A 21,710-nucleotide genomic window follows, 5' to 3' on the forward strand; every position below is an offset into this window, starting at 1 on the left:
ATTCTAATTACAAAGTGTAGGCTGAAGGATTTTGCGCTGAATGAGGATGGCTACCATCCTTATATGTCTTCAGCTTGGTGATCAGACCGTTGGCCAGCTTGTTCTTTGGAAGCATGCCTTTAACAGCTTCTTGAACCAGGTGAGTGGAGTCTTTATCCATCCACTGCTGAGCCGTGCGCTCACGAACAGAGCCAAAATAGCGGGACATAGTGAAATACTTTTTGTCCTGCATCTTGGTGCCGCTCATCTTCAGCTTGTCAGTATTAGTAACAATCACGAAATCCCCAGTGTCAACGTGGGGGGTGAATTGCGGCTTGTGCTTGCCGCGCAGGAGGTTCGCAACTTGAGTGGCCAAACGACCAAGGGTCTGGTCAGTTGCATCTACAACCCACCATTTTCGCTCTACCTCACCAGCTTTCGCATTCCAGGTCTTCATTTCAATCCTCATTATTCGAAAAAACGCTCTTTTTCCGCGATGTAGTAAGACACGTGGTTTTAAAGGGTTCGGCACCTGTTGTCAAGGTCCCGGGGGTAGTAGACCCGGCAAAGATGCAATCCCTCTGGACGGGCCGTCCCAAGGGCTTTCTGGCGGTTCTGGGCAGCCAGGATGACCCCCATATCCGAGGCCGGGCGGCCAGCAAAGTGGAGATCCACCATGGTCCCCACCAGATTTCTCACCATCTGCTTGAGAAAACCCTGAGAAGTTACAGAAAAGCACAGTAAATTTGACGATTTACGTGTCCATGAAGCTTCCCTTAGGTGGCGCACCGTGGGCCCAGAATCCGTCCCGCTAGTTTGAAAGCTGGCAAAGTCGTGCTCACCCTTAATGGGGGTGAGGCAGGCTTGGAGGTAATCCAAGTCCAGGGGGCGGGGGATCCAGGTCAAATACCGGCCGCGGAGCGCCGAAGGGACTGGGCTGTTGTGAACCCAGTAGCGGTAGGTTTTGTGGGTGGCCGAGGCCAGGGCATGAAAATCATCGGGAGCAGCCCAGGCCCGACGGATGACAATGCCGGGGGGGAGAAGGGCATTGGCGGCGCGGACCAATTGATAACGGGAAACATCCTTTGTGGTTTTAAGGTGAGCGACTTGTCCAATGGCATGAACACCGGCATCGGTGCGCCCGGAACCCACAACTTGAATGGGCTCATCAAACAAGCGGCTGAAAACAGATTCGAGCGAGCCTTGAATGGTGGGCTTACCCTCCAATTGCTTTTGCCAGCCACCGAAGTCGGTGCCGTCATAGGCGAGAAGGAGGCGAATTTTTTGCGTCGGCTTTTGGCTCATCTGTTTTTGTTCCCAGTTTTTGGTCGTAACCAGTGGTGGTTGTATACCTTGATGGGCTTCTGGGTCCAGAGGGGAAAAGTTTTTCTTGAGAGCCGTTGTCGTAGTCTTTTTTCCGTAACCCGTGGTCCGTGATCCGTAAACGTTTCCGTGCCGGTTTCCGTTTCTGTATTTGGAACCTGGCACCTAAAAAAAAGCGTCGGTTCTGCTTGAACCGACGCTAGCACCCTAGACCCATTCGTTCATAAGCCAACCCTAGGCTTACTCAGAGGTAAAAAAGGAGGTGGTGTTCAATTACTACCGACGACGTTGTCGATAGGTTCAATGCCACTTTTATCATCCGTGAGGAGCAGTCGGCCGTGATCGCGAGTGTGGACCACGACTTCGCCGCTTAACCGTCCATCTGCATTTGGTTCGAGTGGTGATAAACTTGTTCTCAACTCAAGCCCACTCACACAAATGTTTTTAGGAACACGGTCGGTCGATCCATTTGCCAGATTTTTCTGCACCTTTGCCAGACTCACCTGGATGCGGCCAAAGCCGTTCACGGTGGGACCGTTTTGCTCCAGATCGTGGAAGCTCAGACGAACAGTGTGATCGCCCTTCTGTGCCCGCCAAAAACTGTAGCGAGGCATGACTTCAGGCATGAGAGGGCAGAGATGGCCGTCTTTCCAAAAGCAGTCCTCGTAGGCCTGGCCTTTGGCTTCGTAAAAACCGAACTTGATGTAGATCGGAAGGGCTCCATTGTTAGGATCACTGCCCGAGACGGATTCTGCATAGAGCATGCGGCCCCAGGAGCGGAACGGGAAGTTGTAAAAGGCTTCATTGGTGGATCCGTTCTCCACTCCCTGTAAAGGCACTTCCACGCAAGCCTGAGGAGGTGGAGGCGGAGGGGGAGGAGGTTGAATCTCGTCCTTCAGAGTGATCACGCCAGAATTGCGGGTCACAATGCGAACTTCACCGTGAAAGGAGCCAAAGCGAATGTAAGGAGGCTCAATGGGCGGCATGATTTCCGGAGGACCAATGTACTCGGGCGAGGACTCGGTTCTCTCCAGCGGTTGCCCACCATTTGACGGCTGTTGACCTTCGATGCCACCTGGATTGGCGGGAACACCGATCCACAAATCATTCATGAAAAGGGAGTTCTGCACGAACTCAATTCTTTGCACGCAGATCTCGCGCTGAGCGGGGCGTCCCTCATCTTCCAGGTTGGATACGCCTCCGCCGATGGAGTTGTCATCACGAAGAGTGATGTGTCCAACCGAACCCTGTTTGCCGGCACGCAGCTCGTAGAGACCGAAATTGATACTGTGATTACGCGTCTTGCGCGCAAACTGGTAGTTGGCCGGAGCAATGGCAATTGCCGGACAAATATTGTTGTAGCACAGTTCAAAGTTGTTCACCCGGCCTTCACCAGAGAAGATGCCCGCAAACCCAACCGGGGCAAATCCTGGCTCATTTGCGTTTTGCAAATGAGCGGTCGCCAGTAAATCCAACTCACCGTCTGCCACATAAGGAATGTGAAAGGTGCCCGACCCATCAGAGGTCACCTTGACACAACTGCCGAGCGATCCCCCACCGCCAGAGTCGTCTGTCGAAAACACGACTTTACAGGCGCTGAGCCCCATGGCCACAGCCAGACCTGTTATTAGCCTTAATCCCAAGAGTTTTCTCATAACTTTTACTCCCATTGTCGTTCTCTACCTACCGAACATCATGGGCTCACATTGACGTACCGAAGAGCTGTCCCATCTTCTGTATTCTTAGGATAAGTTGCTTAAAGGAAAGTTGCGACGGACAAGTTTGTCGCGATTATTGATTCTGCAACCAGCAGGTCAATTTGAGATCAACAACTTCACTGTCGAGATTGGCTTGCATGGAGCCAGAGGTGACAGTGTTATTGATAGGGTTTGGAGCAAAGACATCAAGAGAAAAGCCAATACCTCTATATAGAATGGGGCTTCCGCTGTCATCTTCATCCACTGGGATGGCACTCCAGATTTTGCGCAAGTTTGTATTCGAATTTGCGTCTGCCCGACCGCGAATGACCGTAGCCTCTATATTGCCCGCGCGACGCTGAATGATAACGTCCCAACCATAGTCAACACCGTTTGCTCCAGAGCCCGTGACTTGCCTGCAGAGAGCAAGGGTATAAGGAGTGGCATCGCTACTCACGGCCTGGTTGAGCAGCTGGTAGATCTTGCCATCAAGAATGACAAACCAAGGGTTATAGGATGAGACGATGGGCTGAACCATATCACTAGAGTTGGTTCGCGAACCGCAATCGTATTCCGTTAGAACAGTCCGATCCTGAAGGAAAGAAACCACTTCAACAGCGCTTTCCTGGGCATTGCTTGTTCCCAAGCAGTTCTTAGTCTGGGAGAACAAGTAGTAATCTCGCAGAGTCACTGGTCTTGGATCAGCGCCGTTGGCAGGTGCGCCGACTTGGTTCTCCTGGCCATAGTTCGGGAGCAACACGGTTGAACCGGGATTAAAGGGGCCGTAGGCGGATTCCTCTTGAAATCCAGTGTAGCCACCACCGTTACCGGTGCTTTCGAACTCGCAGTTTTGGAAGGCAAAAAGATAGAGAAAGGCCACGGCGGAAGCCAAAATAGTAGTGCTAACTGTCCAGGCCCGAGAGCGCATACCGATCCCTTCTTCTATTAATCTATATTACCCTAAGCAGAACCCCAATCTAACCGATAAAATTGTCGCGATTATTCCTCTTTTGTTTCACTTTGATACACTTTTTCTCAGATCACCTGGGCGTGCGTCTTGATTTTTCCAGGGGGCCGACCGACAAGTTTGTCGTGATGTCAGAAGACTGGAACAAGCAAATTCAAGACTGGGAAGATCAGATCAGGGCCGGCCACGGAGGCTTGGTTCGCCTCTCTCTTTTGGGACTCAAGCGCACGGAAATCCCACGCGAACACCTTTGTCAAATCGTGAATTTGTCACGAAGGACCCGTCTTGAACGCTGGGGGATGAAGCTTCTCTTTCCCTACGTGCGCGGGGATGAATCCAAAAAAGGGGCCTCGGCCCAGGAGATCTGCGAGTACTCAAGTGCTCTCATGGAGCTGGGCTCTTTGGACGAAGCAAAATCTCTTTTGTCCACAGTAGACCCAAAGCAGGAACCACGGGCTCTTTTGTATTTGGCCTTTCTTTGTTTTCGCAACTGGGATGGCGAAGGAGCCAGACAGTTCTTGCACGAGTACTTGACCCATGAAATGGGCGATTATGCTCGTTTGGTGGGAGAGGTAAATCTCGCTGCGGCTCTGGTGCAGACCCGAGGATCTGAAGAAGCCAAAAGGTTGTTGGCTCACCTCGAAGAGTCCGCCCGCAGCCAGGAAAAGAAAATGCTTCTGGGCAACATTCTTGAGCTCCGCTCCCAGATTGCAATTCAGGAAAGGGACTGGGAAAGGGCCAATAAGGATCTGGAGCAAAGTGCCCTGTTACTGCAGGCATCCCATCACGATTCGCTACTGTTTACTCTCAAGTGGCAGGCTGTGGTCGGTTTACATCAAGGCCATGCAGACGCCGTTCGACGCCTAGCTGAAGTTCAACAGAAGGCTCGGCGAATGAGGCTGTGGGAAACGGTTCGTGACTGCGACCGTCACCTGGCTGTTCACCAAGTCCGTCCAGATCTGCTTAATCGTCTCTACTTTGGATCTCCTTACAAAACCTTCCGGGACATTTTACTCGGCGAGTATCCCGACTCCAGCCACTTAAGGGAACATTACGATTGGATTGGAGGTAAAGAGGGAAAGTCATGGAAGGTATTGGTCGACTTGGGGAGTTGGGAGGGCGAAGGTCAGCCTCATCATCTACGCCCGGGCCACCTCATTCATTCACTTGTAATTGTATTGTCTGCTGACCTATATTCGCCACAGAAAATGGGAACACTGTTTGGTGCTCTTTTTCCAGGTGAACACTTTAATCCCCATAGCTCTCCTGAGAAGGTCTACAAAGTCATTCAGCGCTCTCGAGAGTGGTTTGAGGGTTCTGGCTTAGGGCTTTCTGTTGAACAAAACGGGGGGTTTTATCGCCTTAGGGTTTTATCAGGCACGGCCGTGCGCCTTCGCTGTCGACTTAAGGATTCCATTGCCAAGCCTGACAAGGTGGAGCACTTGGGTGAGTATTTGCTTCGTCACTTTGGTGAAGGTCGGTTTTCCGCCAAGCAGTTGAGTGAAAACCTGTCGGTTTCTCAGCGCACAGCCAATCGCTTGCTTAAAGAAGCTCAGGAACAGGGTTGGGTGGAAAAAACAGGAAAGGGCCCGTCGACCCGCTTTCGGGTGCAAAAGAAAGAAGCCTCTTAGAACTCGACGAGAAACCCAGCGTTGATGATATCAGCCGAAAAATCAAACTTGTCGCTGAGGCCTAAGAGCTTGCGGAATTCAGCTGTCAACCAAACGCTATTAATGCCAAAATCTCGGTCTAACTCAATCAATGATGAGCGATCCAAGAATCCAAGGTTGAATGCAGCACCAGCGGCAACGTGGGCAGCGGGGGCAAGACCGAATTTGGGAGATTTTCCATCATCCCGAATTTCGGCAAAGGTAAATACGTCACCGCCCCCTTCAACAAATGGGACCACCGGTTGAGTGTCCCAGTACTGAAGGCGATAGATCACGCCGATGGTGTTGGGGAAGGCTACAAAGGTAAAGTTCTCCCTCGGAGTCAGTGCCGCGTTCTCCGCACTCTTGAATGCTCCATTGCCGCTAGCCGCGTAAATACCTGTTCCCAATTTCCAACCCAGACGACCAAAGCCCTTCCATAACTGCCATTCATAATCAAAAAACAGCATAGGCATTTCTGATTCAGGGTAGAGATCCGAAAAAGCCACATCAGTATCCGGACTGGCAAGGTCGATGGGGTCAAAAAAGCCAAAGCGAACAGACGAGGCTCGGTCCTGTTTTGAAACTTCCGTTTGATAGAGATAAACTTTGTCTCGCGTAATACGAATAAGACCCTTGTCCGCAAACGGATGGGGAACCTTTTGTTCTGTCGTGACGTTAGGATCTATCTTTGGTTCCTGTGTTCGCGATGGGGGGAGGTTCTCAACCGGTCTGACTCGTTGTTCCGAGTAGACGCGGGAAGTGGGTTCATCAGCTTTGTCATCCGGAGGGCTGGCATAGATGGGCTCATCCAGATCCTCCACGTCCATCGGCTCATCCACTGGCGGTTCTTCTTCCTCGTCTGCTACATTCGAGGCTTCTGCTTCACCCTCTTCGCCCGCTACGGCTGGTTCTTCCTCAGATCCTTCAGTCTTTTCTTCCTCTTCCTCTGAGGACTGCTTGAGATCCTCATCTCCAGCCTCTTCGGCCGCGACGGCGGATTCGTCCTCTTCCTGAAAAAAGCCACTTTCAGTTTCCAAATTGGAGTTGTCTTCACCAACCGCAGACGGGGCTCCAATGGCTGAGAAAAGTGCCAAAGCGAAAATGAGATTGTTGGTGCAAAGCCTAAGGCACCATTTCATGCGTGCGTCTCCACATCAGCAGTTGACGTCCAAGGAGTATCATCAGGAGGAAACTCGAAAGAAATACCAGGGTCGAAAGCCAGACCCCGACTTTGAGCGACAGGGCTGTCCAAGCCCACACCGGCCAAAGAAGGAGGCGCGCAATTGGTTTAGCCCAGGAGTTGTTGTTCATCCAGCGGGCACCATAGGGGCCAAACTTGTAATAGGAACGAACAAGCCTCTTGCCGAAGTCACTCGTGAGAAGAATCTTGTGGCGAAACTTGCGGAAGGTCTTGAGGTGCCGATCAAGTGAAGAACCATAGGCCGCGGTGGCGATGAAACAATTCACGTCTTCGGAAAGGAGTCCCACCACTTCATCTGGACGGGCTATAAACTGGCAATTGGCATCGTCTGTCGCATCCGGAGCCAAGGTATTTGCCGCCTTGCCACAGCCAAACAAAATGGCATTGTCAGAAGTGATAAAGGCCACGTTTTTGGCCTGGTCGAGCATGGAGATGCGGAAAAAATAGTAGGTGCCATTCTCCAAGCCGTCCACATTGTTCTTAGACAAAAAGTATTCGTCACCTTCAGTCTCAATTTCGATGTCCACATGGCCAAACTGAGAGCCTGGATTGGCCCCATCAACTCCCCCAGTGAATCCGACGGTGGAATAAAAAAATCGTGCGTGGGAAAACTGGATGTTGCCTGAGTTGGGAAATGTGGTCGTCGGATCAAGGTCTTCAATATAAACCTTTTCGTCTCCCGGGAAAGCAGTGAAGGCGCAGATCCCATCGGTAAAGGTCGCCCCCGAGTCATTACAGTGATCAATGGTGTCGGCCGTCACCGGCATGTGGACCTTCACCTGGATAGTGTCGCCTTCTGAAGTGCTCAGTTGACCATCGTCGTTTTCATCGACGCCAATTTTGAGAGTAGCAATGTCGCTGGGATTGGTGGTGGTGGCACAGCTAGCCCCGGCCTTCCCGCTAAAGGCAGCACTACATAGAGTGGACCAGGACATCTTGACCGTTCCCACCGTGTCTTTGCCCACCCTATCCCCATCTGTTCCAATCTGGGTGTTTCCATCAGATGTTGTTATAATGACCGGCCCGATGCTGGCAGCAGAATCTGACTTGATGGTAATGCTCAAATCGGAGCCAACAAGTGCGCGACGCTCATTGCAGGCGACCAGTGAAACGGTGCAGTTGTTACAAGTCCCATCCTCGTTGGAGACACAAGAGGTGTCCGATCCGGCAAAGCCGCCATAGACGATAACACTTCCACCTTCTTCTTCCCAATTGGAAGCACCGGTCACTGATTCGACCTTAATGGCCGCCCATGCGGGCAAGCCCATTAAGGACCCGGCCAAAGAAACCAAAATGAAAAGTCGGTAGAAAGGGCGCAATAAGGTCATCATTATTATGAGATCACGGGTTTGCGCCCTTGTCAAAAAAGGCCCTCAATTAGAGCTTGTAGATTTTCTCAGCGATTCTAATGCCATTTAAAGCAGCACCGACCCGCAAGTTATCGGCCACAATCCACATGATCCAGGTCAGAGGATCATGAAGGTCTTGATGCAGGCGACCCACATAGACCGGATCGGTCCCTGAACATTTGGCGGCCGTGGGGTAGTGGGAATCAGTGGGGTTGTCCCACACTTCAATGGCAGTTAAAGACTGAAGGGATTTAACCACTTCCTCGCGAGAGGCCTGTTTTTTCAGTGTCACCCAGGCCGCTTCCGCATGGCCATTGAGGGTGGGCACGCGAACAGTGAAAGCGCTGACCTTGATATCTGCATCACGCAGGATTTTATTGGTCTCTTTCATGATCTTCATTTCTTCGCTGCAAAAGCCCTGATCATTAAAGCCACCGATTTGCGGAATGCAGTTGTAAGCGATGGTATGAGGAAAGGCGCTTGGGGCCGGAGCGGGTTCGCCCGAGACCACACACCTGGTTTGGTTGAGTAGCTCCTCCTTGCCCGCTTTTCCGGCACCACTGACAGCCTGGTAACTGGCCACATGTACCTGGGAAATGCCGAATGACTCTTTAAGAGGGGCCAGGGCTAAAACCAACTGAATGGTTGAGCAGTTAGGGTTGGCAATGACTTTTGGCAGCCCCGGTTTAGGCAGTAGATCTCCATTGATTTCTGGCACGACCAGGGCCGTATTAGGGTCCATGCGAAAGGCTGCGGAGTTATCGATAGCAAAGGCCCCGTCCTCAACAGCTTTGGGAGCCCACTCTTTGCTGATGTCGTCGCCCGAGGAAAAGAACACCAAATCAAGTCCCTTAAAGCAACCGGGCTCCAAGGTCGTACAGGTCCACTCCTGCCCATTGCAGATGACTTTCTTGCCTTTGCTGTCGTCACTGGCAAAGGGCTTTAGCTCTTTTAGAGGGAATCTTCGTTGTTCAATAAGGGAAAGGAACTCTTCTCCGACCATTCCGGTGGCGCCAACCACCCCGACACTGAGACTCACAAATCCTCCTCAACCTCCTCGTGGAGGTCATCTTCTTCGGCATAGGGGTCATCCTCTTCAAACTCCGGAAGGCGCTTTTTGATGGGGCGACCGAGGCGGAGGATGCCAAAAACGGCGCCTAGGATAGCATAAGTCAGAAATAAGACAAACAGCATGACTTCAGGTCGAATGGCAATCAGGGCCAACATAAAGACGCCCAGGACTAGGTAGGTGAAGGGTAGACGCTGTTTGAGATCGATGTCTTTGAAGCTGCGGTAGCGAAAGGTGCTGACCATGACGAACCCCAAAAGAAAGGTCATGGCAAGGAGCCAGGGGCTTCTATAAGCCACCAACTCCAAATCCTGAAAAGCCAGGACCGAGGAGGCCACAATACCAGCCGCCATCGGGATGGGTAAGCCCTGGAAATAGGCCTTTTCAATGATGTCCTGCTGGACATTAAAGCGGGCCAAGCGAAGGGCACCACAGGCGACAAAAAAGAAAGCCGCCAACCAGCCAATGCGGCCAAATGGTTGGAGGGCCCACAGAAACAGCAACAAACTTGGGGCAATACCAAAACTGACCAGGTCACAAAGCGAGTCGTATTCGGCCCCGAACTCGCTGGTGGAGTGGGTGAGGCGGGCCACGCGGCCATCCAACAGGTCGAAGACGGCCGCCGCGACAATGGCGTAGGCGGCATAAGGGAAATTACCCTTAATGGCATAGATAATGGCAAAAAAGCCAAAGAACATATTCATTGTGGTGAGCAGGTTAGGGAGCACATAAATGTGCATCGTGAGCCGGCGTCGGAACCTCTTGGTTCTTTGATTTAGTTTTTTGAAGCGTTTACGTTCGCCGCCCATTGGATCTCTATCTCCACTCAAGGAAAACATCGAATTAAAATCCCCCAAACAAATAAAACAGACCCCACAAAAAGGTGGAGCTGACGATTGGGAAGGTGAAATTGTCATCGAGCTTGAAAATCGGGATTAGCTCAGCAAAAGCACCAACCAAACCGGAGAGGATACTGACGATCAAAATCCGATCTGTCATCATATTGTGTGAAAGATAATAGGTGGCGGCGATCAGGGTGCAACACACGAAAGCAGCCACAAATCCCTGAAGGCTCTTTTGCCCGATGATCTTATCCCGTCCGTAGAGGACCCCCACATATCCAGCTAAGGGGTCAGCCATGGCCAAAAACAACAGGGCCAGGGTGACGATGGTTTTTGGGAACAGGAACATGACAATAAAGGTCCCGCTCAAAAGATAGGTTGTTCCCGCCAGGGCGTTGCGCTCATGTTCGCGCATAATTGGATGAAAGACCGACATCAAGACTTGATTAACGACCGGGAAATAGCCTCGCAAAATATCCAGCACGATGAACAGGCAGGCAGAGAAGGTCATTAATTGCAGAGCCATGGCTCGACTAACGTTGTGGTAGACCACCAAAATAAAAATGACTCCAGTGAAGTGCCAAATCTTACGAGCCAAATGCACATCAGACCGCTGTTTTAGTTGGTGATGACTCATTTCCAAAGGTTGCTCCTGGTTAGTAATCCGGCCCTTTTCCGGCACTGAACTGTTACCGTTCAGGTACAACTAAATAGTTGTTTTTATTAGATTTTCCCAGACTTATCCGGCTGGCCGTCAAATCCTTTTTAGAGCTTTTTTAATTCCTTGGCTAGTAAAACATAAGTCCTGCAATTTCAAAGGTTTACCCCATGCTCTTTTGGTCCAAGCGTTGCAATCTATTTGGTCGGAGGACTGCGTCTATGTGTTTTCGGCGAGTTATCGCATTCATCTTAAGCCTGATATTGAGCCAGGTGGCTCATGGACAGGAGCGTCATGTGGCCAAAGTGGTCGGTGAGCACTGGGGTTATTTGCCCACAATTGCCGAGGAGCGTAATTTACGGGTGGTGGAAATGGTCCTGATCGATGATCCGACCCGAAAAGCGACCCCCCTTAACGAGATCATTTTTGATGAAGAACTAAGTAAGGAATTCCGCCTGCGCTACGAAATGCAGTTTGGCCGGACTGAGGTCGAGCAGAACCTCAACGCCCCGAATCAGTATCAAACCTACGAGTACGCGACAGGAGTTAGAGTGACTCCAGAGGAAGATGTGGAAAAAAAGCAGGCCTATGGCGATTACATGATTCGTCGTCTGGCTGAACATCACGTCGATCAATATGCGAAGTCTAGTCCCAATCTTAGACCCGTTTATGAGCTTAAGGAGAGAGTGAGTAATGTGAATCTTGAGGTCCGCAAGGGTTATAAGGTGAAGCTGCACTATTCATTGAGCGGAAATTATGTGGACGTCAAGGTGGACAATCCCTATGAGGTTGCCACCCAGATCACATTGCAAATGAACGAGGAATCCTTTGGCCCCACCAGCGTGAGTGAGACCATTGTTTCCGTGGGTTACCCTGTGACCAAGTCCATTTCTGTGGGTTCGTACTACACCGTCAATGCTGGTGCCTTTTCACTCGCGGGATACAAGGTTCTCAAAGACAATCTGTCCACGTCCATTACCGGCTCCACCCATTTGGCGGACGCCGACAAAGAGTCAAAAATAATTATTGGCTTTACCTGGTCACAGTAAGGGGGTCTTGTTCGCGGACGATGACAAATTCAGAGTGAATTTTGTCACCTTCTTCGGTTTCCCAGATCAGGCGAACTTGGTTTTTCCCCTTGGCGAGGTAAATATAGTCTGAAGTGAAAAGGTTGGATTCGGGAACAAAAACCGTGGCCAAAAACCCATTGGTTTCATTGATAATATCGGGCACTCCGAACTTGCCATCTTTGGGAGACTTGGCCGGACAAAGTCTTCCCACAAGACGCAATTGCCGGGCCTGGGTTTGGTGTTCCAGCAATTGCCCATGGGTGATGCATTTCAGCTCCAGTGTTTCGGTCTGGCCATTGATCTTGTTATCCGCCGAGGACTCACTAATATTAATCGAGCTGGCGGGGGCTCGGCTTTTGTCGCCGGGAGCCTGATTGTCTGCCAATTGTGGTGGGCGGAGGGTGGCCCAAGTGATAAGCCCCAACACTCCAACAAGAGTGAATGTGACGCCTAGAAAGTGCACTTGAAAGGTTTTGTGAGCCATCGCGAAACTCATCGGAGTCTCGCAAGCAAGCCTTTAGTTGTGTCGGATTGAGACAGGCCTTAGGACCGAGGGCAGCCAAGGTTCAACAATTAAGGGGCTAGTCTTGCAGGTTTACTTTTCGTCCGCGCCTTCTTTTTTGCTTTTGGCCTCAGACTCGGCTTCAGCCTTGGCCTTGGCGGCAGCCCGTTCGGCTCTCTTCTTGGCTCGGGCTTCTTCGTCTTTTAGGATAGCACCGGCCGTGGTGGATGGGCTTTTTGTGTTATACATACTGCGAAGTTTTCTTTCGTTAGCCACCTTTTCCGGAATCTTGATGTTGGCGTCGCGGATTTTGGTGATGAGGGTTTTGAACTCTTCTTTGTGTTCCAGCTCCGGACGGATTTCGCTCATCAGGTTTTCCAATATAAACAAAGCTGTCCCTCGATACACCACGGGCAATTTATCGTTGGCAATGGTGCGGATCGACTCATCGGAGACGCTGGAAAGCGTGTCTTCAAAGGCGCTGAAGTTGTTCAGCTCGGAACGTACAATGGGTAGGAGTTTGGACACCATGTTGTCTTCATTAGGACGAGAAAGAATCAGCTTCAAAGTGGTGCGCAGGATCTCAATGGCTTCCCGGTCGCCTTCTTCGTCGGCCCCTTCAGCTTGCTTTTCCATGGAGACTTTTTTGGCGCTCATCACCCGGGCTTTCACCTCGGTGAGCATTTCGTCGTAGTCGCGGATTTGCAGCTCGCTGTACTTGAAATTTTCGGCCGAGACCCCCAAGGATAACAGAAAGCTAATTGCAAACGGAAACAGCCAGTTGATTGAGCGAAGCATTGGTGCCCCTCCATGTAGTGCTATTAAAAAGTTAAGTGGAAGTGCTCACCCCATCAAGATCGACTTTAGTCTTTGACATACAGCAGCCAGTCAGATGGTGGATAAATTTTTCCTCTGCCACTGTGTGGTCATCTGTGACACAATTGATGAGCTTAAAGACTCTATCTTAACCAGGAGAAGACCCTTGAGAAACCTTGCCCTCGTCCTTTCTGGATTCGTTATTACCGTATTGGCCTTCAGCTGTACGCCATCCCCATCACAATTGAAAAAGGCGGTTGAAGAAAACCCCGATATCGTTTTTGCCGCCATTGAAAAGGACCCGCAGAAGTTTATTGAGGTGGTGAACAAGGCTGCTCGTGAAGCCCAAATGAAGGGCCGCGAAAAGGAAATGCAGGAAGAGCGCGACCGTATGGAAGCCGAATTCAAAAACCCAAAGAAGCCAGAAATTGGCGACAGTCGGGTGATATTCGGCGCCAAGGATGCTCCGGTGACAATTGTTGAATACTCAGACTTTCAGTGTCCCTACTGTCAGCGCGGTTATAACACGATGAAAGAGGTATTGAAGGCCTATGAGGGTAAAGTCCGAGTGATCTATAAACACCTGCCTTTGGACTTTCACCCCATGGCGGAGCCGGCGGCCAGGTATTTTGAAGCAATTGGACTTCAGAGCCCGTCTAAGGCTGAAAAGTTTCATGATGCTGTGTTTGAGGACCAGCAGTCTTTGGGTGCTGAAAAGGGGGACTTCCTGGATAAAATGGCCAAGAAGGTGGGCGCAGATATGGGTAAGCTGAAAAAGGATTTGGAGAGCGAGGCCGTAAAGGGAATAATTGCTGCTGATATGGCGGAAGCTCGCAAGTTTGAATTTTCTGGTACTCCCGGCTTTTTGGTGAATGGCGTTTCTCTTAAGGGAGCCTATCCCCTTGATGAATTCAAGAAAATCATCGACCGTCACCTGGGTGAGAGTAAGTAAGGACCGATAAGGTTTCTTGGATTATGAGAGTTCAAAGCCCCCAGATGTTGGGGGCTTTTTTTATTGTCCCGTCGATTACAATTCCAGTTTCAAAGGTTGTCCGGTGTCGAGTTGAATGCCGGATTTTTCGAGGCGGCAAGGGTAGGCACTGACAACCAGGCCCTGTTTGACAGCCTGTCGTAGAAGCTTGCCATACTCAGGGTCAATGTCGTCGGCGGGCGAAAACACTAGGCAGTCCTCACGCTGAATAGTAAAGACGATCTCAGCTGAATGGCCTTGTATGATCAGCTCCATCAGTTCCTCCAAGTGCTTCTGGCCACGGGTGGTGACCGCATCCGGAAACAGGGCTCTGCCCCCTTCAGCTAAAGACACATTTTTGATTTCAACGAAGTGGAATTTACTGGTCATAAAATCCGCCATTGAAAGGCGTTTGGTGGGGCTGGGTGCACCGTCACGGTTCTCCCACAACACCAAATCAATGCGGGACTTATCTGAAATTTTAACTTCCCTTTGGCCGTTGTCCCAGTGTTCCCACCGCTTCACTTTGCCCGAGGTAAAGGCTTCCCACACCAGATCATTGCTGAGGCCTGTGTTGACTCCCACCCAACTGGTGGGGGTTTTGATCATCTGCAGAGTGTACTTGAGCTTGCGGGCCGGGTTGTCGTTGTGGGTGACCCGGCAGGGCGCATTTTCCGCCAAGCAGCCTTTAAGGCTTCCGGTATTAGGCACATGGGCCACCACTTCGGGATCGTCTCCCCCAAGCTGAACATCAGCGAAAAACCGCTTATAGCGCTTCAGGAATTGGCCCTCCAGGACCGGCTCTGAAAATTTCATAATCCCCACCTCCCTTGTCATGTCCTAGGGGTAAACCCGGGCATATGCAATCTTCCAGGGTTTGAATCATTTTGCGGGCCTGCGGTGCGCCGTGATGCAACCAGGCCCGATGAGTCAGGAGTTTGTAATATTTTATCAAGAGTTTTGTAAGGGTTCTTATTTTGACAAGGGGGGTTGTCGGGGTTATTGCAACTCATCTTGTTTGTCTATGTGGAGGCGCTTATGAAAAAATTTGTTTGGATTGGGTTGGCAGCCTGTATGGGATTGGCTGGAACCGCAGGGGCGAGCGAGTCGGTATTGAGAAAAGGGAATCCTGTTATGGGTCCCGTTCAGCAGAGCTGCTCCGGAAACTTTGTTGAGGACAGTGTTGCTGCCTTTTGCGCCCTTTTTCCAGGAAATTTTTGTAGTTTCACTCGTCGTGACTGTCGGAGTTACAAGCGTCAACTGTTCACAGGAACCAAAATTGGCCCCTCTCCCAACAATAACCCAAATGATTGGAATGGGATGGGCGGTTCTGGCGAAATAATGGCAGATGCTCTGCTTTGCACCCTACGGCAGACCCACCCAATGGGAGCAGGCACTATTCACAAAGATGTTGATGTCAATATTGGTTTAGGCACGGTAAAGGTGAGACACTCCTTCGAGTTCAAGAGCTTTGATCATCAGACTCAGAGATTTGAGGGACAAAGACGAGTGTACTTCGAGATGCCAGTTCTAGGGAGCCTAGAGGCAATTACCCAAAATATTGTGGTGGAAAAGAGAACATATGGACTCGCTGGTCTTCCCCAGTCGGCGGGGAATCGCCCCATTTACTCCGCCTACGCCTTAGATGTATCCTCTCAGGAAAAGAACAAGCATTTAGAAATCATTCCACCGGCGATACCAGTACACACCCCGATCGGCACCTTTAGTGCGCAGCCGAAGTTTGTATTCATGAACAACTCGATTGTGAGTGATGGCCCCTTTAACGGTGGTGCTGTGGATATTCCTCAGTTCTTGGGTGGAAACACGGTTCGGTTATTCGATATGTGGGGAGTGGATGAGGGAGTAATCCGCTCAGCAAAAAAGGTGACTCCGGCTAATCATGTATCGTTGAGAAATGGTTGGAATTCTCAGATTGGAATTGGTTCCCGTGGACGTTTGGTAGGAGGAGAGGTGTGGCAGCCGGGAAGTGGTCCCCTTCTGGATCGGCCCGATTTGGACCTAACCAGACCTCGTTCTTCTGAGGAGGGAACCCCTTCTCTCTATGCCCGGGCTGAGGCCAAAGTCACTTTCCCAACCAATCCTTGGGATATCTTGCCATCCTGGGTCGCCAATATTCCCTTCCTGCGACCACCCATTATTCAAGTTTCCCTGACTCCATTGGTGGAAGCAGGGATGGGTGGTGAACTGCTGATGTTTGGATCCGAGGGCAGTGATCTTAGAGAACATCAGGAGTTTCGGATTACGCCCTATCGGGCGGCAAACGCGGGCCTGGCCATGAATGCTACAGCCGAAGCATCGTTTAGAATTGACGCTGGATTTAGGTTTAAGTTGGAGGTTGGACTGCCCTGGCCGGTCGGTGACAAGACCTTGGTGGACATCAACAAGACGATCCCTATTCCAATTACGGGAGACAGAGCCCAATCACCTCAGACGATGGCAACAATTTGGTCAACCGGTGGTGAGTATCCGGAGTCACTTGATTTGTGGCAGAGCTTGAAGGGTGACCATGTTGGTCCTGTCCAAACAGGCCAGGCCCTCAAGGCTTGTTTATCCGTGCCCTCACAACAAGTGACGCCATCGAAGGCCAAAGAGCCTGAACTGGGAGATCCGGCGGATCTGTTTAAAGCGGATCTCTGGCATTGCAATATCTGTGTGGTGACGGAAAAGGCTGATTACTATGGAGACGATCCAAATCATCCGGATCCTGTTCATATTCCGAGCTACAAAGCAGTCCTCCTTCCGGCCGTCCAACCCCCGAGTTACAACTGCGCTTTCACGTACAAAAGCGGCTGCTTCGAGCTCTGTAAGTTTGATAAAGAAACAGGTAAACTGAATCGAGTTCGCACAGTCCAGCAAATCGCAAGTGGAATGCCAGCGGATCATCCTGATAAGAAGTTCATGGAGCAGTGTTCTTACGACCCCCCTCATTAATTGGGGAGTGGGTCGCAAGAGGGGTTATAAGGCCAGTTTTGCGGGAGCCGCCGAAGGAGCACTCCGGCAGAGCCCAATGAGCGACGTGTCACCATGCTCCAGCAGGGCTCTGCGGTGGACTTTTTGGCCAGTGGCGGCTAAGTATACCAATATTATTGTGTCCTGCGGAGAAATTGGATGCTGAAAACTGCCCCTCGTGGTGGCAAAGCGCCGGAACCCCGTCAGCCGAAACCGGATTGGATCAAGGTGAGGGCTCCGGGCGGGCAAAGCTATCTGGCCATCAAAGAACTTCTCGGTGAGTTGAAACTGGCAACAGTTTGTCAGGAGGCTCGCTGTCCCAACATGGGTGAGTGTTGGGGCGGGGGCACGGCCACCTTTATGCTTTTGGGTGAGGTTTGCACCCGAGGCTGCCGCTTTTGCGCGGTCAAGACTGGAAACCCCAGGGGTCAGGTCAGCCCGGATGAGCCGGACAAGGTGGGATACGCCATTAGCCAGATGAAGCTCGACTATGTGGTGCTGACTTCCGTCGACCGGGATGACCTGGCGGACGAAGGGGCCGATCACTTTGCTCGTACAGTTGAAGTGATCAAAGCCAATGCGCCTGAGATGATCGTTGAGGTTTTGACTCCTGACTTTCATGGCCGTCCCGAGTTGATCGAACGAGTGGTCAGGGCCAAGCCCGACGTTTTTGCCCACAATGTGGAAACTGTTCGCCGTTTGCAGCGACCGGTGCGCGACCCTCGGGCGGGATATGACTTGTCTTTGGGCGTTCTCCGCCAAATCAAGGAAGTGGACCCGTCGCGATTTACCAAGACCTCGATTATGCTCGGTCTCGGCGAAACTGATGACGAGATAAAAGAAACCTTGGCGGATTTACGCCAGGTGGGTTGCGATGTGGTGACCTTTGGACAATACCTGCAGCCCACATCCAAGCATTTAAAAGTCATCAAGTTCTATCGTCCTGAGGAATTTCAGTTTTGGCAAAAAACGGCTGAGGATATGGGATTTTTGTATGTTGCCAGCGGCCCCCTTGTGAGAAGCTCTTACCGTGCCGGTGAGTTTTTTATGAAGGGAATGATAAAACGTAATCAATCAACAATGGAGTGAACATGGCTACTCAAGAAGTGAATCTTCCTGATATTGGTGAAGGAGTCACAGAAGGGGAATTGGTGAAGTGGCTGGTAAAGCCCGGTGATAAGGTAGAGCCGGATCAGCCGGTAGCCGAAGTCATGACAGATAAAGCGACTGTCGAGGTGCCCACACCTGTTGCTGGGGTGGTGAAAGAGCTCCTTCGTCAGGAAGGGGACATCATTCCCATCGAAACGGCGATGTTGGTTTTAGAGACCGATGGTGCTGCCAAGACGGCTCCTGCGCCAAAACATGAAGAGCCTAAGCCCGCGCCCGCCATGGCCGCGGCCTCTGGCCCAGCGCCGACCGCAGCTGTGGTTGCCAGACCCACGCCCACTTCGGGAGGCATGGAAGTTTATCCGCCGGCGGCAAGTAGTAAGATTTTGGCCACTCCCGGGACACGTCGTTTGGCCCGTGAATTTGGAGTGGACATCAACAACTTGCCAGGCACCGGACCCTTGGGGCGAGTGACTCGCGAGGATGTGATTCGCGCTAAAGACTTGAGCAGTGGACTGGGTGCCACGGTTGCGGGTCGACCAACCATGCAGATGCCGCCAAAGGTGGCCTATCAAGGTGCTGGTGGGGAAATGGAAGAGAGAGTTCCTCTGCGCGGGATTCGCAAGAAGATCGCCGAGAACCTGCAAATGGCCAAGCAGATCGTGCCTCACTTTACTTTGATGGAAGAAGTCAATGTGACCGAGTTGGTCCACTTCCGAAATCAGGCAAAAGAGGCGGGCGAAAAGGCAGGGGTCAAGGTGACTTATCTGCCATTTGTCATGAAGGCTTTGATTGCTACTATTCGTGAATTCCCGATGTTCAACGCCTCAATTGACGATGCGGCTGGCGAAATCGTCTACAAAAAATACTTCAATCTGGGCTTTGCGGCCGACACCCCCAACGGACTTTTGGTACCGGTGGTGAAAAATGCAGATCAAAAGACGATCATTGAAATGAGCCGCGACATCAAAGACCTGGCACTTAAGGCTCGGGATGGGAAGTTGGCACTGGATGAGATGAAGGGCGCGACGATCACCATCACCAACATTGGCAGTGTGGGTGGGGTTTATGCCACTCCGATCATCAATCATCCAGAGGTCGCAATTCTCGGTATGTACAAGATCACCGAGCGTCCGATTTGGGTCGATGGCGAGTGGTGGCCAGCTCAGTTTATGAATTTCACTATTACCTGTGATCATCGTTTGATTGACGGAGCCGTCGCTGCCAACTTTATGAAGGCCTTTGCCACGCGAATTGAGAATCCTTCAACCTTGATGCTCGACATGATGTAATGGCCACCGAGGCCACCTACATGGCGGACCTTGGCTTTAAAGGAGATTTTTGTGAGTCAGACTTTTGATGTTTGTGTGATCGGTGCAGGTCCTGGTGGATATGTGGCGGCGATTCGTTCGGCACAGTTGGGATTGAACACTTGCGTGATAGAGAGAGAGGCCCTGGGCGGTGTTTGCCTAAACGTTGGATGTATTCCCAGTAAAGCCATGATCACTGCGGCCCACTTTCTTCACCGCGCCCAGCATGATGCTCCGGAAATGGGTTTTGAAATCCCCGGTGAGATCAAAGTGAATATGAAAAAGCTGGTCGCCTGGAAGCAATCAGTCTGCGACAAGATGTCTGGTGGCGTGTCCATGCTCCTAAAAGGGAATAAAGTGACCATCATCAATGGCGACGCCACTTTCAAAACCGCGCAGGAATTGACAGTGAAGTCTTCCTCGGGAACTCAGTCCGTTATGGCCAAGAGCTTTATTATTGCCACAGGTTCGCGCCCCATTGAGATTCCCGGATTTGCCTTTGATGAGAAGAATGTGTTGTCCTCGACTGGGGCACTGGCTTTGGACTCAGTTCCCAAACGCATTGCCGTAATTGGTGGTGGCTATATTGGACTGGAGATCAGCTCTTATTTGGCTAAACTTGGTGCCGAAGTGGAAGTCATCGAAGCCGCTAGTGGAGTTTTGAGTGGTGCCGCTGATCCAGAGTGTGTACAGGTGGTGCAGCGTCGCCTGAAGAAAAACGGCGTGAAAATTCATACTGGAGCCAAGGCTAAATCCTATAAGCAAAACGGTAAGACCATGGAAGTCCGCCTTGAAGTGAATGGCAAGGAAGAGGCCATCAAGGTGGACAAGGTGTTGGTCACTGTTGGTCGCAGGCCAAATTCTGACCAAATGAATCTCAAAGGGATAGGTCTGAACATTGACGACAAGGGCTTTATCAAGGTCAACGCCCAGAGGCGAACAAATCTGCCCCATGTGTTTGCCATTGGTGATATAGCCGGACAACCTATGTTGGCCCACAAAGCCAGTCATGAGGGCGTACTGGTCGCTGAAGTTATTGGTGGGCAAAATCGGGCCTACGATGCCAAGACTGTCCCCGCTGTCATCTTCACTGATCCTGAGATCGCTTCGGCGGGATGGACGGAGGAAGAGTGCAAGGCCCACGGTCACAAGGAGCTCAAAGTTGGCAAATTCCCTTTCGCAGCCAACGGTCGTGCAGTTTCGATGATGGAAACCGATGGTTTTGTTAAAATCATTGCCGACGCTAAAACTCACCTTGTTCTCGGTGTTCACATTGTTGGTCCCGAGGCGAGCAACCTGGTCAGTGAGGCCGTGCTGGCGGTTGAAATGGGTGCCACACTCGAAGACTTGGCTCTATCTATTCATCCTCATCCCACTCTTGGGGAAACCATGATGGAGGCAGCTGAGGCAGCTCTTGGACACGCGATTCATGTGATTCAACGTCCCTTGAATCGGGGAAACGGCAGTAATGCGAGAGCCAACCCGTGAAGAGACCCCATTAAGGGGTCCCTTATCTCAATTGCCCTTCCACGTGGAGGACTGGGGCCTTGTTGGCTATGGCGAGGCCCTGGCCAAGCAGGTGGAATTGGTTGAAGCGGTGAGATCTGGCCAGAGTAAAGACACTTTGGTCTTTTGCAGCCATCCTCCCGTCGTCACTCTAGGCCGCTCGTCGCAAGAACAGGATTTGGATGGCTGGCAGGGTGAAGTTCACGAGGTTTCGCGTGGCGGAAGGGCCACTTATCATGGTCCCAATCAGTTAGTGATCTATCCAATCATTTCTTTGAGTGCCGACAGCCGTGAGTTTCTTCACCAGAAGGACGTGCACAGTTATTTGCGCTGTCTGGAATCAGCCTTAGTCCGCACTCTTCAGTCGTATGGTTTAAAGGCAAGTGTTAGCTCATCTACAGCAGCAGAGGACGACTCGCTAAAAATGACCGGAGTTTGGGTGGGAGACCGCAAGGTGGCCTCCATTGGTGTCGCCGTTCGCGGCTGGGTCACCTATCATGGTGTGGCCCTCAATGTGGATCATGATCCTGATGCTTTTAAGGGGATCAGTCCCTGCGGTTTTTCTCAGGCGACCATGATTTCCCTTGAATATTTGCTTGGTCAAAAAGTGGATCGCTCCGAACTCCAAAGCCTCCTCATCGACTCTTTCAATCACTACTTTTCCTAAACGCTCTCACCATGCCAAAAATCGACTTCCTTAAGTAGCCATTCGCAAAATAAGG

Annotated in this window: 20 protein-coding genes; 8 read left to right on the forward strand and 12 right to left on the reverse strand. The window is 51.3% G+C overall.

The window, feature by feature from the left end; all coding sequences use genetic code 11:
* Nucleotides 1-7: 7 nt before the first annotated feature.
* From rplM to H6624_18650, 4 genes are all read right to left on the reverse strand, one after another.
* Entirely contained in the window at nucleotides 8-436 is a 429-nt protein-coding gene (gene rplM / locus H6624_18635; protein MCB9086363.1) for a 50S ribosomal protein L13, read from the reverse strand.
* A gap of 59 nt (nucleotides 437-495) precedes the next feature.
* Entirely contained in the window at nucleotides 496-1,284 is a 789-nt protein-coding gene (gene truA, locus H6624_18640; GenBank protein MCB9086364.1) for a tRNA pseudouridine(38-40) synthase TruA, read from the reverse strand.
* 287 nt (nucleotides 1,285-1,571) lie between these two features.
* Nucleotides 1,572-2,957: a hypothetical protein gene (locus H6624_18645; GenBank protein MCB9086365.1), complete on the reverse strand. Its 1,386-nt coding sequence runs from the start codon at nucleotides 2,955-2,957 to the stop codon at nucleotides 1,572-1,574.
* Nucleotides 2,958-3,093: 136 nt separating this feature from the next.
* Nucleotides 3,094-3,927 carry a hypothetical protein gene (locus tag H6624_18650; GenBank protein ID MCB9086366.1) on the reverse strand — a complete coding sequence of 278 codons (834 nt, stop codon included), beginning with the start codon at nucleotides 3,925-3,927 and terminating at the stop codon, nucleotides 3,094-3,096.
* A 167-nt stretch (nucleotides 3,928-4,094) separates the two neighbouring features.
* Between H6624_18650 and H6624_18655 the strand changes: the two genes are divergently transcribed.
* Complete coding sequence (locus H6624_18655; protein ID MCB9086367.1) at nucleotides 4,095-5,597, forward strand: hypothetical protein; 1,503 nt, start codon at nucleotides 4,095-4,097, stop codon at nucleotides 5,595-5,597.
* On the opposite strand, the gene H6624_18660 is transcribed toward H6624_18655, so the two are convergent.
* The 5 genes from H6624_18660 to H6624_18680 form a co-directional block, all read right to left on the reverse strand.
* Complete coding sequence (locus tag H6624_18660) at nucleotides 5,594-6,757, reverse strand: hypothetical protein (protein ID MCB9086368.1); 1,164 nt, start codon at nucleotides 6,755-6,757, stop codon at nucleotides 5,594-5,596. The genes H6624_18655 and H6624_18660 overlap by 4 nt on opposite strands.
* Nucleotides 6,741-8,087 (reverse strand): hypothetical protein, encoded by a 1,347-nt coding sequence (locus H6624_18665; GenBank protein MCB9086369.1) that lies wholly within the window; start codon nucleotides 8,085-8,087, stop codon nucleotides 6,741-6,743. Before H6624_18665 ends, H6624_18660 begins: the two co-directional genes overlap by 17 nt.
* Nucleotides 8,088-8,196: 109 nt before the next feature.
* Nucleotides 8,197-9,171 carry an aspartate-semialdehyde dehydrogenase gene (locus tag H6624_18670; protein ID MCB9086370.1) on the reverse strand — a complete coding sequence of 325 codons (975 nt, stop codon included), beginning with the start codon at nucleotides 9,169-9,171 and terminating at the stop codon, nucleotides 8,197-8,199.
* 32 nt (nucleotides 9,172-9,203) lie between these two features.
* Nucleotides 9,204-10,046, reverse strand: coding sequence for a CDP-diacylglycerol--serine O-phosphatidyltransferase (pssA, locus tag H6624_18675; protein ID MCB9086371.1), 843 nt, complete (start codon nucleotides 10,044-10,046; stop codon nucleotides 9,204-9,206).
* A 34-nt stretch (nucleotides 10,047-10,080) separates the two neighbouring features.
* Nucleotides 10,081-10,716, reverse strand: coding sequence for a hypothetical protein (locus tag H6624_18680; protein MCB9086372.1), 636 nt, complete (start codon nucleotides 10,714-10,716; stop codon nucleotides 10,081-10,083).
* A 242-nt stretch (nucleotides 10,717-10,958) separates the two neighbouring features.
* Between H6624_18680 and H6624_18685 the strand changes: the two genes are divergently transcribed.
* Complete coding sequence (locus H6624_18685; protein MCB9086373.1) at nucleotides 10,959-11,786, forward strand: hypothetical protein; 828 nt, start codon at nucleotides 10,959-10,961, stop codon at nucleotides 11,784-11,786.
* Here H6624_18685 and H6624_18690 read toward each other — a convergent pair.
* Nucleotides 11,770-12,291 (reverse strand): hypothetical protein, encoded by a 522-nt coding sequence (locus H6624_18690; GenBank protein MCB9086374.1) that lies wholly within the window; start codon nucleotides 12,289-12,291, stop codon nucleotides 11,770-11,772. The genes H6624_18685 and H6624_18690 overlap by 17 nt on opposite strands.
* A 111-nt stretch (nucleotides 12,292-12,402) precedes the next feature.
* On the reverse strand, nucleotides 12,403-13,107 hold the full coding sequence (locus tag H6624_18695) for a hypothetical protein (protein ID MCB9086375.1): 705 nt from the start codon (nucleotides 13,105-13,107) through the stop codon (nucleotides 12,403-12,405).
* Nucleotides 13,108-13,201: 94 nt separating this feature from the next.
* Here H6624_18695 and H6624_18700 point away from each other — a divergent pair, with 94 nt between their 5' ends.
* Nucleotides 13,202-14,077 carry a thioredoxin domain-containing protein gene (locus H6624_18700; protein ID MCB9086376.1) on the forward strand — a complete coding sequence of 292 codons (876 nt, stop codon included), beginning with the start codon at nucleotides 13,202-13,204 and terminating at the stop codon, nucleotides 14,075-14,077.
* A 75-nt stretch (nucleotides 14,078-14,152) separates the two neighbouring features.
* Here the strand turns inward: H6624_18700 and H6624_18705 are convergent, their stop codons facing one another.
* Nucleotides 14,153-14,911, reverse strand: a complete 759-nt coding sequence (locus H6624_18705) for a DNA/RNA nuclease SfsA (GenBank protein ID MCB9086377.1) — start codon at nucleotides 14,909-14,911, stop codon at nucleotides 14,153-14,155.
* A gap of 222 nt (nucleotides 14,912-15,133) precedes the next feature.
* Here H6624_18705 and H6624_18710 point away from each other — a divergent pair, with 222 nt between their 5' ends.
* The 5 genes from H6624_18710 (at nucleotide 15,134) to lipB (ending at nucleotide 21,655) form a co-directional block, all read left to right on the forward strand.
* Nucleotides 15,134-17,047 carry a hypothetical protein gene (locus tag H6624_18710; protein MCB9086378.1) on the forward strand — a complete coding sequence of 638 codons (1,914 nt, stop codon included), beginning with the start codon at nucleotides 15,134-15,136 and terminating at the stop codon, nucleotides 17,045-17,047.
* A 177-nt stretch (nucleotides 17,048-17,224) separates the two neighbouring features.
* Complete coding sequence (gene lipA, locus H6624_18715) at nucleotides 17,225-18,154, forward strand: lipoyl synthase (protein MCB9086379.1); 930 nt, start codon at nucleotides 17,225-17,227, stop codon at nucleotides 18,152-18,154.
* Nucleotides 18,155-18,156: 2 nt separating this feature from the next.
* Entirely contained in the window at nucleotides 18,157-19,464 is a 1,308-nt protein-coding gene (locus H6624_18720) for a 2-oxo acid dehydrogenase subunit E2 (GenBank protein MCB9086380.1), read from the forward strand.
* Nucleotides 19,465-19,509: 45 nt separating this feature from the next.
* The gene (gene lpdA / locus H6624_18725) at nucleotides 19,510-20,970 is read left to right on the forward strand and encodes a dihydrolipoyl dehydrogenase (protein ID MCB9086381.1); all 1,461 of its coding nucleotides are present in this window, start codon (nucleotides 19,510-19,512) and stop codon (nucleotides 20,968-20,970) included.
* Entirely contained in the window at nucleotides 20,951-21,655 is a 705-nt protein-coding gene (lipB, locus tag H6624_18730) for a lipoyl(octanoyl) transferase LipB (GenBank protein MCB9086382.1), read from the forward strand. The genes lpdA and lipB overlap by 20 nt, the downstream gene beginning before the upstream one ends.
* Nucleotides 21,656-21,710: the final 55 nt, after the last annotated feature.

This window comes from Pseudobdellovibrionaceae bacterium, assembly GCA_020635075.1.
In the GTDB taxonomy this organism is placed as follows: domain Bacteria; phylum Bdellovibrionota; class Bdellovibrionia; order Bdellovibrionales; family UBA1609; genus JADZEO01.

Bases quoted from the DNA above. Each gene is read 5' to 3' on its own strand.
- rplM (MCB9086363.1), bottom strand. From the start codon at position 436: ATGAAGACCTGGAATGCGAAAGCTGGTGAGGTAGAGCGAAAATGGTGG.
- H6624_18665 (MCB9086369.1), bottom strand. From the start codon at position 8,087: ATGGGCTTGCCCGCATGGGCGGCCATTAAGGTCGAATCAGTGACCGGT.
- H6624_18700 (MCB9086376.1), top strand. From the start codon at position 13,202: ATGGTGGATAAATTTTTCCTCTGCCACTGTGTGGTCATCTGTGACACA.
- H6624_18680 (MCB9086372.1), bottom strand. From the start codon at position 10,716: ATGAGTCATCACCAACTAAAACAGCGGTCTGATGTGCATTTGGCTCGT.
- H6624_18695 (MCB9086375.1), bottom strand. From the start codon at position 13,107: ATGCTTCGCTCAATCAACTGGCTGTTTCCGTTTGCAATTAGCTTTCTG.
- lipB (MCB9086382.1), top strand. From the start codon at position 20,951: ATGCGAGAGCCAACCCGTGAAGAGACCCCATTAAGGGGTCCCTTATCT.
- H6624_18690 (MCB9086374.1), bottom strand. From the start codon at position 12,291: ATGGCTCACAAAACCTTTCAAGTGCACTTTCTAGGCGTCACATTCACT.
- H6624_18650 (MCB9086366.1), bottom strand. From the start codon at position 3,927: ATGCGCTCTCGGGCCTGGACAGTTAGCACTACTATTTTGGCTTCCGCC.
- H6624_18705 (MCB9086377.1), bottom strand. From the start codon at position 14,911: ATGAAATTTTCAGAGCCGGTCCTGGAGGGCCAATTCCTGAAGCGCTAT.
- H6624_18655 (MCB9086367.1), top strand. From the start codon at position 4,095: ATGTCAGAAGACTGGAACAAGCAAATTCAAGACTGGGAAGATCAGATC.
- H6624_18645 (MCB9086365.1), bottom strand. From the start codon at position 2,957: ATGAGAAAACTCTTGGGATTAAGGCTAATAACAGGTCTGGCTGTGGCC.
- H6624_18660 (MCB9086368.1), bottom strand. From the start codon at position 6,757: ATGAAATGGTGCCTTAGGCTTTGCACCAACAATCTCATTTTCGCTTTG.
- H6624_18720 (MCB9086380.1), top strand. From the start codon at position 18,157: ATGGCTACTCAAGAAGTGAATCTTCCTGATATTGGTGAAGGAGTCACA.
- pssA (MCB9086371.1), bottom strand. From the start codon at position 10,046: ATGGGCGGCGAACGTAAACGCTTCAAAAAACTAAATCAAAGAACCAAG.
- H6624_18710 (MCB9086378.1), top strand. From the start codon at position 15,134: ATGAAAAAATTTGTTTGGATTGGGTTGGCAGCCTGTATGGGATTGGCT.
- H6624_18685 (MCB9086373.1), top strand. From the start codon at position 10,959: ATGTGTTTTCGGCGAGTTATCGCATTCATCTTAAGCCTGATATTGAGC.
- H6624_18670 (MCB9086370.1), bottom strand. From the start codon at position 9,171: ATGGTCGGAGAAGAGTTCCTTTCCCTTATTGAACAACGAAGATTCCCT.
- truA (MCB9086364.1), bottom strand. From the start codon at position 1,284: ATGAGCCAAAAGCCGACGCAAAAAATTCGCCTCCTTCTCGCCTATGAC.
- lipA (MCB9086379.1), top strand. From the start codon at position 17,225: ATGCTGAAAACTGCCCCTCGTGGTGGCAAAGCGCCGGAACCCCGTCAG.